Source organism: Nonomuraea spiralis (genome assembly GCF_014648435.1).
GTDB classification, from domain to species: domain Bacteria; phylum Actinomycetota; class Actinomycetes; order Streptosporangiales; family Streptosporangiaceae; genus Nonomuraea; species Nonomuraea spiralis.
Window position 1 is genome coordinate 467,595 of record NZ_BMRC01000007.1, and the last position, 12,372, is coordinate 479,966.

Here is a 12,372-nt window from a genome sequence, read left to right on the forward strand (position 1 = left end):
CCGGGTTCAGGCGGCGCTGATCGTCCAGCTCGCCACGTGTTCGTCGCCCGGCCGCAGCACGACCAGGTCGGTGCCGGAGTTGAAGGCGTCGGGCGGGCAGATCATCGGCTCGACCGCGACGCCCTCGTAGCCGAGCTGCCGGCTCGTGCAGACCTGCACCCAGGGCAGCACGGCCGCGTCCCAGGAGATGCGTACGCCGCCCACCCGCACCTCGCCGCGGTCGAGATCGGTGAAGGCGTGGTCGATCACGGTGTCGCGGACCGGGCGCGGCTTCCTGAAGTCGTACGGGGAGCCGGCGACGTCGGCCGGGCCGGCGGGCAGCAGCCGGTCGTCGCTCCTCAGGTAACGGGCGGCAGGCAGCTCCAGCTCCTCGCCGAGCAGCCACGGGTGTGGCCCGCAGCCGTAGGGGGCCTCGGCCTCGCCGGTGTTGCGGGCCGTGACCGTCGTGGTCAGGCCGCCCTCGCCGAGGCGGTGCTCCACCGACAGGCCCAGCGCGAACGGGTAGCCGGGCGCCGTGGCGATCTCGTACGTCAGCCGCGCCCGATCGGGCCCGGCCTCGGCGACCTTCCAGTCGACGACGGCGACCAGGCCGTGCAGCGCGTGGCCGCGTTCGGGCTCGGTCACCTCAAGCCGATGCTCGCGCCCCTGGAAGGTGTAGCGGGCGCCGCCCACCCGGTTGGGCCAGGGAGCGAGGACGGTGCCCGCGAAGTAGGGGACCGGGCCCTGCTCGGGCCAGGTCGTCACCAGGTCACGCCCGCCGTGCCGGAGCATCCTGAGCGCGGCGCCGCGCGGGCTGATCTGCGCGGTGTAGCCGCCGCCTTCGAGCTGGGGCACGGAGCAGGTCCTTTCGTCGGGCATGATCGGGCCGGGCCAGGATATCCCCTGGTCAGACGGATGGTCAGGCGGACTCCCGGCGAACCAGGTGCGTGTCGAGGATCACCACGGGCTGGCGCAGCTCCTCGCCGTTGATGCGGGCCACGAGGAGCTGGGCCATCTGGCGGCCCATGGCCTCGGTCGGCTGGTGGACCGTGGTCAGCGGCGGGTCGGCGTGCAGCGCGGCCTTGGAGTCGTCGAAGCCGATCACGGCGACGTCGCCCGGGATCGCCTTGCCCGCGGCCTTGAGCACGCGCATCGCGCCCAGGGCCATCGGGTCGGAGGCGGCGAACACCGCGTCGAGGTCGGGACGGCTCTCCATCAGCTCGTGCATCGCGGTGGCGCCGCTCTCCTCGGAGAAGTCCCCGAACGCCACGATCTCCGGCAGGCCCGAGGGCAGCAGCGCGTCGCGGTAGCCGGCCAGACGGTCGACGCCCACGCCCATGTCCTGGGGGCCGGCGATCGTGGCGATCGCGGAACGGCCGAGGCCCAGCAGGTGCTTGACCGCCTGCCGGGCCCCTGCCCTGTTGTCCATGTCCACGTAGCTGTAGGGGTCGAGGCCGACGGGCCTGCCGCCGAGCACGGTCGGCACGCCCATCTCCTCAAGCCTGCCCGGCAGCGGGTCGGCGCCGTGCAGCGACAGCAGCAGCACGCCGTCGACGTGCTGCCCCGTCAGGTAGGTCTCCAGCCGCTCGTGCTCCTCGGGGGAGCGCGCCATCGCCAGGATGAGCTGCAGCCCGGTCTCGGCCAGCGCCGAGCCGATGCCGCGGATCGTGCCCGCGAAGTACGGCTCGTCGAAGACCCGGAACTGGGACTCGGACACCACCAGGGCCACCGTGTCGGTGCGGCGCGTGACAAGGGCACGCGCCGCCCTGTTGGGGACGTAGCCCAGCTCGCGGATGGCCAGCTCGACGGCCTCGCGGGCCTTGGCGCTGACGTTGGGCGAGCCGTTGATGACTCTCGACACCGTGCCCCGGCCCACACCGGCCCGAGCCGCGACTGCCTCAAGAGTCGGTCGGTTCATGTCGCCTATTCTGCCGGATGATCTCCGAGTACCAGAGCGCGCTGTCCTTGAGCACCCGCTCCTGGGTCTCGAAGTCGACGTGGACCAGGCCGAAGCGCTTGCCGTAGCCCCAGGCCCATTCGAAGTTGTCCATCAGCGACCAGGCGAAATACCCCTGAAGGGGCACGCCCGCGTCGATCGCCTGCCGGCACGCGCCGAGGTGCGCCTCCACGTACGCCCGCCGCTCGGCGTCGTGGATCCGGCCGTCGGCCGGCACGTCGTCGAAGGCGGCGCCGTTCTCGGAGACCACCATCGGGATCGGCGGGTAGTCCCGCGCCACCCGGGTGAGGACCTCGACCAGGCCGCCCTCGTCGATCTCCCAGCCCATCGCGGTGACCGGCCGGCCGCCGTTGACGAACGACACGTGCTCGCTGCCCACCCACGGCGAGGCCGTGTCCGTGGGGGCCGCCGCCGCCGACGCCTTGCCGCCGGGCTCGCCGGAGACCGTGAAACGGCTGTAGTAGTTCACCAGCAGCACGTCGATCGGAGCGTTGACGATCTTCATGTCGCCCGGCTGCACGAGGTCGTCGTCGAACGGGAGGTCGTTCAGGACGTCCTCGGGGTAGCGGCCGGTCAGCAGCGCGTCCAGGAAGAACCTGTTCTGCAGGCCGTCGATGCGGCGGGCCGCCTCCAGGTCCGCCTCGCTGCCGGTCGCGGGGGAGATCGCGTACAGGTTGACGCAGCCGCCGACGCGGCGGGCGTCCATCGCCTGGACGGCCAGGCCGTGGGCGAGGTTGAGGTGATGCGCGCCCCTGATCGCGTTGCGCGGCTCACGCCGCCCCGGGGCGTGCTCGCCCGAGGCGTAGCCGAGGAACGCGGCGCACCATGGCTCGTTGACGGTGCTGAAGGTGTGCACGTGGTCCTTCAGCGCCTCGTGCACGATCGCGGCGTACTCGGCGAAGCGGTAGGCCGTGTCGCGGTTGGGCCAGCCCCCCTTGTCCTCCAGCTCCTGGGGCAGGTCCCAGTGGTAGAGGGTCAGCCAGGGGTCGATGTCGTGCCGCCTGAGCTCGTCGGTCAGCCGCTTGTAGAAGTCCAGGCCCTTCTGGTTGACCGCGCCCGAGCCGGTCGGCTGCACCCGGGGCCAGGACACCGAGAAGCGGTAGGCCGTCAGGCCCAGGTCCGCCATGATGGCGACGTCCTGCCGGTAGCGGTGGTAGTGGTCCATGGCCACGTCGCCGTGGTGCCCGTTGAGCACCCGGCCCGGGGTCTTGGTGAAGGTGTCCCAGATGGAGGGGCCGCGCCCGTCCTCGGTGACCGCGCCCTCGATCTGGTACGCCGACGTCGCCGCCCCGAACGCGAAGCCGGCGGGGAAGCGCAGCCCGGCACGAGTCTGTTCCTCTTGAGTCGTCACGCCTTGACCGCACCTTCCATGAGTCCGCCGACGATCTGGCGGCCGAATGCGACGAATACCGCGATGAGCGGAATGATGGACAGCGCGGTACCCGCGAAGATCAGCGAGTAGCTGGTGGAGTAACGCGCGTTGAGCGAGTTGATGGCGATCTGCACGGTCGGGTTGTCGGGGGTCAGCACGATCAGCGGCCACATGTAGTCGTTCCACATGAGCATGAAGGTGTTGATGCCCAGCACCGCCATGCCCGGACGCACGGCCGGCAGCACGACGTTCCACCAGATCCGCAGCGTCGCCGCGCCGTCGACCCTGGCCGCCTCGACCAGTTCGTTCGGCACGGCCTGACGGGTGTACTGCGTCATCAGGAACACGCCGAACCCGTTGAGCAGGTACGGCAGGATGATCGCCTTGAGCGTGCCGGTCCACTCCAGGCTCACCATCATGCGGTAGAGCGGGACCACGCCCATCTGCTGGAGCGGCACCGCCATCGTCAGCAGCACGAGCAGCAGCAGGATGTTGCGGCCCTTGAACCGCAGGCTGGCGAAGGCGAACCCGGCCAGGGTGGAGATGATCACCACGGAGACGGTGACGATCGCCGCGCTGAAGAAGGAGTTGGTCAGGCCGAGCAGGAAGTGCGCGTCCTCGTTCTCGAGCACCGCGACGATGTTCTCGCCCAGGTTGCCGCCGGGCAGGAACTTCGGCGGCACCGACACGGCGTCGGAGTTCGTGCGCGAGGCGATGACCAGCATCCAGTACAGCGGGAACGCCGACAGGAAGATGGCCAGCCCCAGCATGACCCGTGTCATGACGGTCGGTTTCCAGCCGGTCACTTGGCGCCTCCGATCCGCCGGACGAACAGGAAGTTGACGGCCGCGCCGATGAGGATCAGCAGGAACAGCAGCCAGGCGGCCGCCGCGGCGTAGCCGTAGTCGAACTCGCGGAAGCCCTGCTTGACGACGAACATCGCCACCGTCTGGAACTGGCCCTGCGAGCCGCCGTCCACGTTGCCGTTGTAGAAGGTGGTCGGCTCGGAGAACAGCGTCAGGCCGCCGATCGTGGAGTTGAGCACCACGAAGATCATGGTCGGGCGCAACATCGGCAGGGTGATCTGCCAGAACTGCCGCCGCCGGGAGGCGCCGTCGATGGCGGCCGCCTCGTACAGGTCCTTGGGGATCGTCTGCATGCCGGCCAGGAAGATGATGGCGTTGTAGCCCGTCCAGCGCCAGTCGACCATCGCGGCGATGGCCAGCCAGGACGGGAGGCGCTCGGCCCGCCAGTTGATCTTCTCGACGCCGAACATGCCGAGGACCCAGTTGACCAGGCCCCAGTCGCGCGCGAACAGCTGGGTGAACACCACCGCGACCGCGACCACCGAGGTGACCAGCGGCAGCAGCACGCTCATGCGGATCGGCAGGCGCCAGCGGAACTTCTTGTTCAGCGCGTTGGCCAGGAACAGCGCCATCAGCATCTGCGGGATCGTGGCCAGCAGGAAGATGCCGACGGTGTTGGTGACGGCGTTCCAGAAGTCCTCGTCGGTCAGCAGCGCGGTGTAGTTGCCCAGGCCGGCCCACTCGGTGTCGCCGGCCAGGTCGTAGTCGTAGAGCGAGTAGTAGAGCGTGAAGGCCAGCGGGAACAGCCCGAAGGCGGCGAACAGCAGGAAGTACGGGGACACCAGGGCGTACGGCATGGCCTTGACGTCGAGTCGAGAACGCCAGAGGCGGCCGGGCGGGCGGTCGCGGCGATGGTTGTTCCGCGCCGCCCGCGGAAGGGTGTCGAGGCTCATAACAGACCTTTCAGCGGCAAGCCCGGCCCGCGCTCGCGGGCCGGGCGGGGGAAGATCAGCCCGCGGCCTTCACCGCGTCGTCGACCAGTTGCTGCCAGGCCTTGTCGTAGGGGACCGAGCCGTCGTCCATGCCCTGGACGACCGACTCGACCGCGTTCTTGACCTGCGCGTGCTTCACGCCCAGGAAGACCGGCTGCAGGCTCTCCGCGGACTTGGCGAAGATCTCACCGATCGGGGCGTCGCTGAAGAACTCGTTCTTCGCGCCCTGCACGGCGGTGTCGGCCTGCGCCTTGCTGTTGCTCGGCATGTTGCCGAAGTCGGTGAAGATGCTCGCCTCGGTCTGCGCGCCGGTCAGGTAGTCGGCGACCTGCGCGGCCTCCTTCGGGTGCTTGGACTGCTTGGGCACGGCCAGCCACGAGCCGCCCCAGTTGCCGCCGCCGCCGGGCACCGAGGCGACGTCCCACTTGCCCTTCATGCCGTCGCCGGCGTTGCCGGAGACCACGCCGAGCATCCAGGACGGGCAGCCGACCGTGGCGAAGGCGCCCTTCTGGGTGCCCGCGGCCCACTCGTCGGTGAAGTTGCGCAGCTTGGCCGTCAGGCCGGACTGGCTGAGCTTCGAGGCGAAGTCGAAGCCCGCCTTCACCGCCGGGTTCTTGTCGACGATGAGGTTGTTGTCCTTGTCGAAGTAGGCGACGTTGCCGTTCTTGGCCGCCTCCTGGTACAGCACCACGTTGTAGAGCGTGTTCGTGCCGTCGGTGAACTTGGTGTCCTTCACCTTCGCCTGGAACTGCTGGCCGACCTTCATGAAGTCGTCCCACGTCGGCCACAGCGCCGCGACCTTCTCGCGGTCCGTGGGCAGCCCGGCCTTCTTGAACAGGTCCGCGCGGTAGCAGAGGCTCATGCCGCCGATGTCGGTGCCGAGGCCGAAGATCTTGCCGTCGGCCGTGACGCCGTTCTCCCACTTCCAGGCCGGGAAGTCGGCCTTGCGGCCCTCAAGGCCGTACTCCTTCAGGTCGGCCCACCACTCGGGGTGCGCCTTGGCCAGGCCCATGCCGCCCTCGTCGATGCCGACGACGTCGCCCGCGCCGTTGCCGGACTGCAACCACTGGATCATCTGCGGCCAGTACTGCTGCTCGAACTGGTCGGTCAGGTGCTCTTCCTTGATCTGGATGTCCTTGTGCTCGGCGTTCCACTTCTCGATGGCGTTCTTGTAGCCGAAGTTGGAGCCGCCGCCGAAGGTCTGCACCCGGATCGTGACGGGCTCGGCGGCCGCGGAGGAGGCGGGGGCGTTGCTGGCGGCCGGCGTGTCGCCGCCGCTGCCGCACGACGCGACGGTCAGCGCCGCCGCGGCCAGGGCTGAGGCCGCGGCCAGACCGCGACGCTTGCTGATCATCATGGTGGGACCCCTTCTCGGGTGAATGGTGGGGAGGTGCACCGCGGCACGCGCTCCGCCGCGGTGGGAGTGTTTGGGAGCGCTCCCACAAAGGGTGCACTTACCGGCTGTCTCCGTCAATCCGCCGAAACGGAACCGTTACCAACCGTGCGATTTGCCACCCCTAATCAGGATTTATCGGCATGAAGGGTGTAAAGGGCTGCTTGGGAGCGCTCCCACCTCAAGAGACATCTTTTGTGCCGCATCAAGGGCATGTCGCCCGGACAGCCTGGCCTTGCTCCCGGTTGCGCCCCGCTGTCACCCTGTGTGACGGCCGTCTGGCACGTTCCAAACCTCCCGCCCGCCTCAGCAGGCGGCGGCGCGCTCGCCCAGCAGGGCCCGCTCGCGGGCGTTGCGCGTCATCGAGGCCGCCCGCTCGAACTCGGCCCGCGCCTCGCCGCGCCGGCCCAGCTTGAACAGCAGGTCGCCGCGGACGCTCGGCAGCAGGTGGTAGCCCTTGAGCGACGGCTCGTCCACGATCTGGTCGAGCAGCTCCAGGCCGACCGCCGGGCCGTAGGCCATCGACAGCGCGACCGCGCGGTTGAGCTCGACGACGGGGGAGCGCGCCAGCCGGGCCAGCGACTCGTACAGGGCCGCGATGCGTACCCAGTCGGTGTCGCCGGGATCGACCGCGCGGGCGTGGCAGGCGGCGATGGCGGCCTGCAACACGTACGGGCCGTCCGTGCCGCCGCCCAGCTCCTCCGCCCGCGCCAGAGCCGCGAGCCCGCGGCCGATGAGCAGCCGGTCCCATACGCTGCGATCCTGCTCCAGCAGCAGCACCGGCTCGCCGGACGACCCCACGCGCGCCGCCGCCCTGGACGCCTGGATCTCCATGAGCGCGACCAGCCCGTGCACCTCGGGCTCGGCGGGCATCAGCCCGGCCAGCACCCGGCCCAGCCGCAGCGCGTCCTCGCACAGGGCGGGCCGCATCCAGTCGTCGCCCGCGGTCGCCGAGTAACCCTCGTTGAAGATCAGGTAGATGACCTCCAGCACGGACGACAACCGCCCCGCCAGCTCCGCCCCCTGCGGCACCTCGAACGGCACCCGCCGCTCGGCCAGGGTGCGCTTGGCACGCACGATCCGCTGGGCCGCCGTCGATTCGGGGATCAGGAACGCGCGGGCGATCTCGCCGGTGCTCAGCCCGCCGAGCACCCGCAACGTCAGCGCCACCCGCGCCTCCGTCGACAACGCCGGATGGCAGGCGGTGAAGACCAGCCGCAGCAGGTCGTCCTCGATCTCGTCGGCCTCGGGCGGCTCGTCCCCGGCGCTCTCCAGCCGGTGGCCCAGCTCGGCCAGGTTGCGCGCCATCCGTTCGTTGCGGCGGATCAGGTCGATGGCGCGGCGCTTGGACACCGTCATCAGCCAGGCGCCGGGGTTGCGCGGCACGCCGGACTCCGGCCACTGCTCCAGGGCCGCGACCAGCGCGTCCTGGGCCAGCTCCTCGGCGAGGCCGACGTCGCGGACCAGCCCGGCGAGCCCGGCGATGAGCCGGGCCGCCTCGATCCGCCAGACCGCCTCGATCGCGCGGTGGGTGTCGGAAGCCATCACCGGCCCATGACACCAGCCCGCGCCCGCGGCCCGCAAGCGGAGGTCAGTGCTCCCGTCCGCCCAGACGCCGGCGCATGGCCTTCTCCCGTTCGATCTCCGCCGGGTCGGAGGAGCCCGCGTCGGGCGCGTCGGAGGGGTCGTGCACCCGCCACACGTCGAGCCCGATGCCCTCATGGCCACCGGGTACGGGCAGGCGCAGCGCCCACTCGATGGCCTCCTCCCTGGACTTCACCTGGATCAGCCAGAACCCGGCGATCAGCTCCTTGGCCTCGGCGAACGGCCCGTCGATCACGCTCGCCCCGCCGGCGCTGTAGGCGATCTGCGCACCCTGCGAGCTGGGGTAGAGCCCTTCGGCGGCCAGCAGCACGCCCGCCTTGGCCAGCGCCTCGTTGTAGGCGTGCATGTTGTCGACGATCTCCTGGCTGGGCAGTTCCCCGGCCTCGGTCGCCGGATTCGCCTTGCCGACGATCATGAATTTCACGCTGCGGTCCCTTCCGTCGCACGGCCCCCGCTCCGGGGCCGGTCCCGTATGCGCGTCGAACGGGCGCCGGCCGGATCGACACGCGGGCCGTCCCGTCTCAGGGCACGGTACGGGAAACGCCGGTGAAAGGCAGGCCCGGGATGTGCCATTCTCGACCCATGTCCGAACCCGCCGGGGACGTCCTCGCCCCCAACCGAGCCCTGTGGGACGAACGCGCCCGGATCCACGGCTCCACCGCCGCCGACAGGTTCTACGACGTCGGCGCCTTCCTCGCCGGCCACCAGACCCTCTACGCGCTCGAACGCCGTCTGGCCGGCGACGTCGCCGGCCAGGACCTGCTCCACCTGCAGTGCCACTTCGGCATGGACACGCTGAACTGGGCGCGTCTCGGGGCGCGGGTCACCGGCGTCGACTTCTCCCCGGTGGCGGTCGCGCGGGCCCGCGACCTGGCCGCGCGGGCCGGGCTGGCGGCGACGTTCGTGGAGGCCGACACGCAGCGGCTGCCCGAGGAGCTGGCCGGCGGCTTCGACGTGGTGGTGGCCACGTACGGCGTGTTGTGCTGGATCGGCGACCTCGGCGCGTGGATGCGCGGCGCGGCCATGGCGCTGCGGCCCGGCGGGCGGCTGGTGCTGGTCGACCTGCATCCGGCGTACCAGACCGTGGCCTCGGTCGACCCGCTGGTCGCCGACTGGCCCTACGGCGGCGGCGAGGCCCACCGGGAGACGGTGACCGGCACGTACGCCGACGCCGGGGTGGTGACCGAGGCCCAGGAGTCGGTGCAGTACCCGTACTCGGTGGGGGAGATCGTCACCGCGGCGGCGCGGGCCGGGCTCACCGTGGCCGAGCTGGGCGAACACGTCGCGACCGAGATCGACCCGCGCGGGCTGCTGGCCGCGGGCGCCGACGGCCTCCACCGGTTCCCCGTCGACGGGACGAACCTGCCGATCCTGTACTCGCTGCTCGCGGTGCGGCCCTGAGACGCGGCGAGCGCGCGTCCCCCACGGGGACGCGCGCTCGAAAGCCGGGAGGTCAGCCCGCGTACTGCGGGTAGCCGTAGCCGACGACCTGCGACTTCGGACGGACGCGCTCCTCGACCTTGCCGTTGCCGGTGTTGCCCTCGATCGTGGAGATCGTGCCGTCGTGGTTGTCCTTGACGACGAAGCCGACGTGCTGGATGGCGCCCAGGTTCTTGCTGCCGCTCCAGGAGAAGAAGACCACGGCGCCGGGCTTGGCCTCGCTGCCCCAGCGCTTGTTGGCGGCGAACCACTTGGCGTGGGCGACGGTCCAGGCGTCCCAGCCGACCTGCGGGCGGGCGCCGGTCTCCGCGCCGACCCAGGAGACGAACATCGAGCACCAGGGGGCGTTGATGTAGTCCTGGCGGCTGCCGCCGTCGCGGGCGATGGTCTCGGCGGCGCGCTGGGAGTCGGCGTACCACTTCTGGAACTTGGTGCCGCCGCCGTAGGCGTTCTCCGAGGTGCCGACCTGGGCCTTGGCCATGGCCAGCACCTGGGCTGCGGTCACGTTGACCGTGGTCTCGGTGGGGATGCGGGCCTGGGTGGCGGCCTCGGGCGCGACGGCCGCCTGGGCGGAGGCGGCGGCCGGGTCGGTGGTGTCGGCGCTCGCGGCGGTGGCGTGGGCGCCGAGCGCGGAGGCGATGACGGTCACGCCGAGCGCGGCGCGGGCGTAGTTGATCTTCGGGGCACGAGAGAGACGGTGTATGGCCATCGAGGGCATTAACTCCTTGCTTCCATGCCGCTTACCGGGTTAGCTGACGGGTTCGGACGTGGAAGCTGCCCTACGGCACCGAAGTGCCGATTCACCCCAAAGGACGTGGGTCCCCGGTTCCGCCCGGAGGCGGATTCAGCGGTCACAGGACGATCCTGTGAAATGTCATGCGATGGTTGGACAAAGTCGGACAAACCGGACGTCTGCCGCGAGATGCCCCACAAGGTAATACATCGGGCAAGAGTGTGGCAAGTGCCTAAAGGTCCAGCTAGGAGAGTTGTCCGCGCGCGTCGGCCAGAAGTCCCATCATGGCAAGGGATTCGTCAAGCGGCATGATCGTGCTCTCGGTACGACCCTCGGCCGTGGCCGCGCGTACCTCGCGCAGCTCCCCGGCGTAGCCGTTGTCCGCCGGATCGAGCACCAGCTCCTCCGGCTCCATCGACGGCCCCGACAACAACACCCGCTCCGGCGCCCAGAACGGCGCCCGGATGTCGGCCCGCATCGACGTACCCACCACGCTCGCGTCGTTGGGGTGGTGCGCGAGCAGCGACACGTCCACCAGCGCCCGCCGTCCGCCCGGGTAGAGCAGCACCCCACCCGCCTCGGCGTCGACCCCGCTCGGCGCCAGCGAGCCGGTCACCCGCGGCCCCTCCGGCATGCCGAGCAGGAGCTGAGCCAGCCCGAACGGGTAGATCCCCAAGTCGAGCAGGGCCCCGCCGCCCAGCTCCGGCGCCCACAACCGGTGGGCGGGATCGTAGGGCAGCGCGAACCCGAACGAGGCCCGCACCGAACGGATCTCACCGAAGCGCGGATCGGCCGCCACCCGCTGGATGAGCGGGTTGAAGCGCATCCACATGGCCTCCATGAGGAAGACCCCGGCCGCGCGCGCCAGCGCCACCATGCGCTCGGCGTCGGCCACGCCGGCCGCCAGCGGCTTCTCGCACAACACCGACTTGCCCGCCGCGATGGCGGCCTCGGCCACCTCCAGGTGCTGGGCGTGCGGGGTGGCGACGTAGACCGCGTCGACGGCCGGATCGGCGCACAGGGCCTCGTAGGAGTCGTAGGCCGACTCGGCGCCCAGCTCGTCGGCCAGCGCCCGCGCCCTGACCAGGCTCCGCGAGCCGACGGCGGCCACCCGCATGCCCGGCTCGGCCACGATGGCCGCCCCCACGGTACGCGCGATGCCGCCGGTCGCCGCTATCCCCCACGTGAAATCTCGCACGCCCGAGATCGTAGAGCGCTCAGGTCAGGTTGAACGAGTCGGGGTCGGGCCCGATGCGCCGCCCCGCGTTCATCGCGCCGATGGCCGCCATGTCCTCGGCGTCGAGGATGAAGCCGAACACGTCGAGGTTCTCCTCGATCCGCGCCGGGGTGACCGACTTGGGGATCGCCACGTTGCCGAGCTGGAGGTGCCAGCGCAACACGATCTGCGCGGGCGTCCTGCCGTACTTCTCCGACAACACGCCGAGCGCCGGGTCGGCCAGCAGCCCCTTGCCCTGCCCGAGCGGGCTCCACGCCTCGGTCAGGATGCCGTTGGCCTCGTGGAAGGCCCGCATCTCGCGCTGCTGGAAGTACGGGTGCAGCTCGATCTGGTTGATCGAGGGCGTGATGTCGGTCTCGTTCATCAGCCGGGTCAGGGTGGCGACGGTGAAGTTGGAGACCCCGATGGCCTTGGCCCGGCCGTCCCGGTAGATCTTCTCGATCGCGCGCCACGCCTGTACGTACTTGTCCTGCTCGGGCACCGGCCAGTGGATCAGGAAAAGATCTACGTAGTCGAGGCCCAGCCGGGCCAGGCTCTCGTCGAAGGCCTGCTCGGCCCGGCCGTGGTCGCCGTTCCACAGCTTGGTGGTGACGAACACCTTCTCCCGGGGAACCCCGGCGGCGCGCACGGCCCGGCCGACGCCCTCCTCGTTCTCGTAGGCGGCGGCGGTGTCGATATGCCGGTATCCGGCGCGCAGCGCGGTCGTGACGGCCCGCTCGGCCTCGTCGGCCGGGACCTGCCAGACGCCGAAGCCGAGCTGCGGGATCTGCACACCGTCTGTGTTGAGCATCAGCGAGTTCATACCCTCCATTGTTCACGTGTCGTTTCTTGCGGCTTAAGCAGGCCGGGCTACCTTGA

Annotated in this window: 12 protein-coding genes and 1 riboswitch; of the genes, 1 reads left to right on the plus strand and 11 read right to left on the minus strand. The window is 70.6% G+C overall.

Translation table 11 applies throughout. The annotated features are described in order from the left end of the window. Positions 1-6: 6 nt before the first annotated feature. The 8 genes from IEZ27_RS20400 to IEZ27_RS20435 all read right to left on the minus strand — a co-directional run bounded on the left by IEZ27_RS20400 (position 7) and on the right by IEZ27_RS20435 (position 8,519). A complete protein-coding gene (locus tag IEZ27_RS20400; RefSeq protein ID WP_229824152.1) occupies positions 7-834 on the minus strand; it encodes an aldose 1-epimerase family protein in 828 nt (275 codons plus the stop codon). A 64-nt stretch (positions 835-898) separates the two neighbouring features. Continuing rightward, positions 899-1,897 carry a LacI family DNA-binding transcriptional regulator gene (locus IEZ27_RS20405; RefSeq protein ID WP_189648689.1) on the minus strand — a complete coding sequence of 333 codons (999 nt, stop codon included), beginning with the start codon at positions 1,895-1,897 and terminating at the stop codon, positions 899-901. After that, on the minus strand, positions 1,878-3,287 hold the full coding sequence (locus IEZ27_RS20410; RefSeq protein WP_189648690.1) for a GH1 family beta-glucosidase: 1,410 nt from the start codon (positions 3,285-3,287) through the stop codon (positions 1,878-1,880). The genes IEZ27_RS20405 and IEZ27_RS20410 overlap by 20 nt, the downstream gene beginning before the upstream one ends. Then, a complete protein-coding gene (locus IEZ27_RS20415) occupies positions 3,284-4,090 on the minus strand; it encodes a carbohydrate ABC transporter permease (RefSeq protein WP_229824153.1) in 807 nt (268 codons plus the stop codon). Before IEZ27_RS20415 ends, IEZ27_RS20410 begins: the two co-directional genes overlap by 4 nt. 20 nt (positions 4,091-4,110) lie before the next feature. Then, on the minus strand, positions 4,111-5,067 hold the full coding sequence (locus IEZ27_RS20420; RefSeq protein WP_189648692.1) for a carbohydrate ABC transporter permease: 957 nt from the start codon (positions 5,065-5,067) through the stop codon (positions 4,111-4,113). A gap of 55 nt (positions 5,068-5,122) precedes the next feature. Then, a complete protein-coding gene (locus IEZ27_RS20425) occupies positions 5,123-6,463 on the minus strand; it encodes an ABC transporter substrate-binding protein (protein ID WP_189648693.1) in 1,341 nt (446 codons plus the stop codon). Positions 6,464-6,805: 342 nt separating this feature from the next. Next, a complete protein-coding gene (locus IEZ27_RS20430) occupies positions 6,806-8,044 on the minus strand; it encodes an RNA polymerase sigma factor (protein ID WP_189648750.1) in 1,239 nt (412 codons plus the stop codon). A 46-nt stretch (positions 8,045-8,090) separates the two neighbouring features. Further along, the gene (locus IEZ27_RS20435; protein ID WP_229824166.1) at positions 8,091-8,519 is read right to left on the minus strand and encodes a YciI family protein; all 429 of its coding nucleotides are present in this window, start codon (positions 8,517-8,519) and stop codon (positions 8,091-8,093) included. A gap of 167 nt (positions 8,520-8,686) precedes the next feature. On the opposite strand from IEZ27_RS20435, the gene IEZ27_RS20440 reads away from it, so the two are divergent. Beyond that, positions 8,687-9,505 carry a class I SAM-dependent methyltransferase gene (locus IEZ27_RS20440; protein WP_189648695.1) on the plus strand — a complete coding sequence of 273 codons (819 nt, stop codon included), beginning with the start codon at positions 8,687-8,689 and terminating at the stop codon, positions 9,503-9,505. Between the two features lie 52 nt (positions 9,506-9,557). Here the strand turns inward: IEZ27_RS20440 and IEZ27_RS20445 are convergent, their stop codons facing one another. The 3 genes from IEZ27_RS20445 to IEZ27_RS20455 all read right to left on the minus strand — a co-directional run bounded on the left by IEZ27_RS20445 (position 9,558) and on the right by IEZ27_RS20455 (position 12,316). Further along, on the minus strand, positions 9,558-10,253 hold the full coding sequence (locus IEZ27_RS20445) for a CHAP domain-containing protein (protein ID WP_189648696.1): 696 nt from the start codon (positions 10,251-10,253) through the stop codon (positions 9,558-9,560). A 13-nt stretch (positions 10,254-10,266) separates the two neighbouring features. Then, a riboswitch (cyclic di-AMP (ydaO/yuaA leader) is annotated at positions 10,267-10,404 on the minus strand. A gap of 117 nt (positions 10,405-10,521) precedes the next feature. Continuing rightward, on the minus strand, positions 10,522-11,475 hold the full coding sequence (locus tag IEZ27_RS20450; RefSeq protein WP_189648697.1) for a Gfo/Idh/MocA family protein: 954 nt from the start codon (positions 11,473-11,475) through the stop codon (positions 10,522-10,524). A 19-nt stretch (positions 11,476-11,494) separates the two neighbouring features. Continuing rightward, complete coding sequence (locus IEZ27_RS20455) at positions 11,495-12,316, minus strand: aldo/keto reductase (RefSeq protein ID WP_229824154.1); 822 nt, start codon at positions 12,314-12,316, stop codon at positions 11,495-11,497. Between the last annotated feature and the right edge of the window lie 56 nt (positions 12,317-12,372).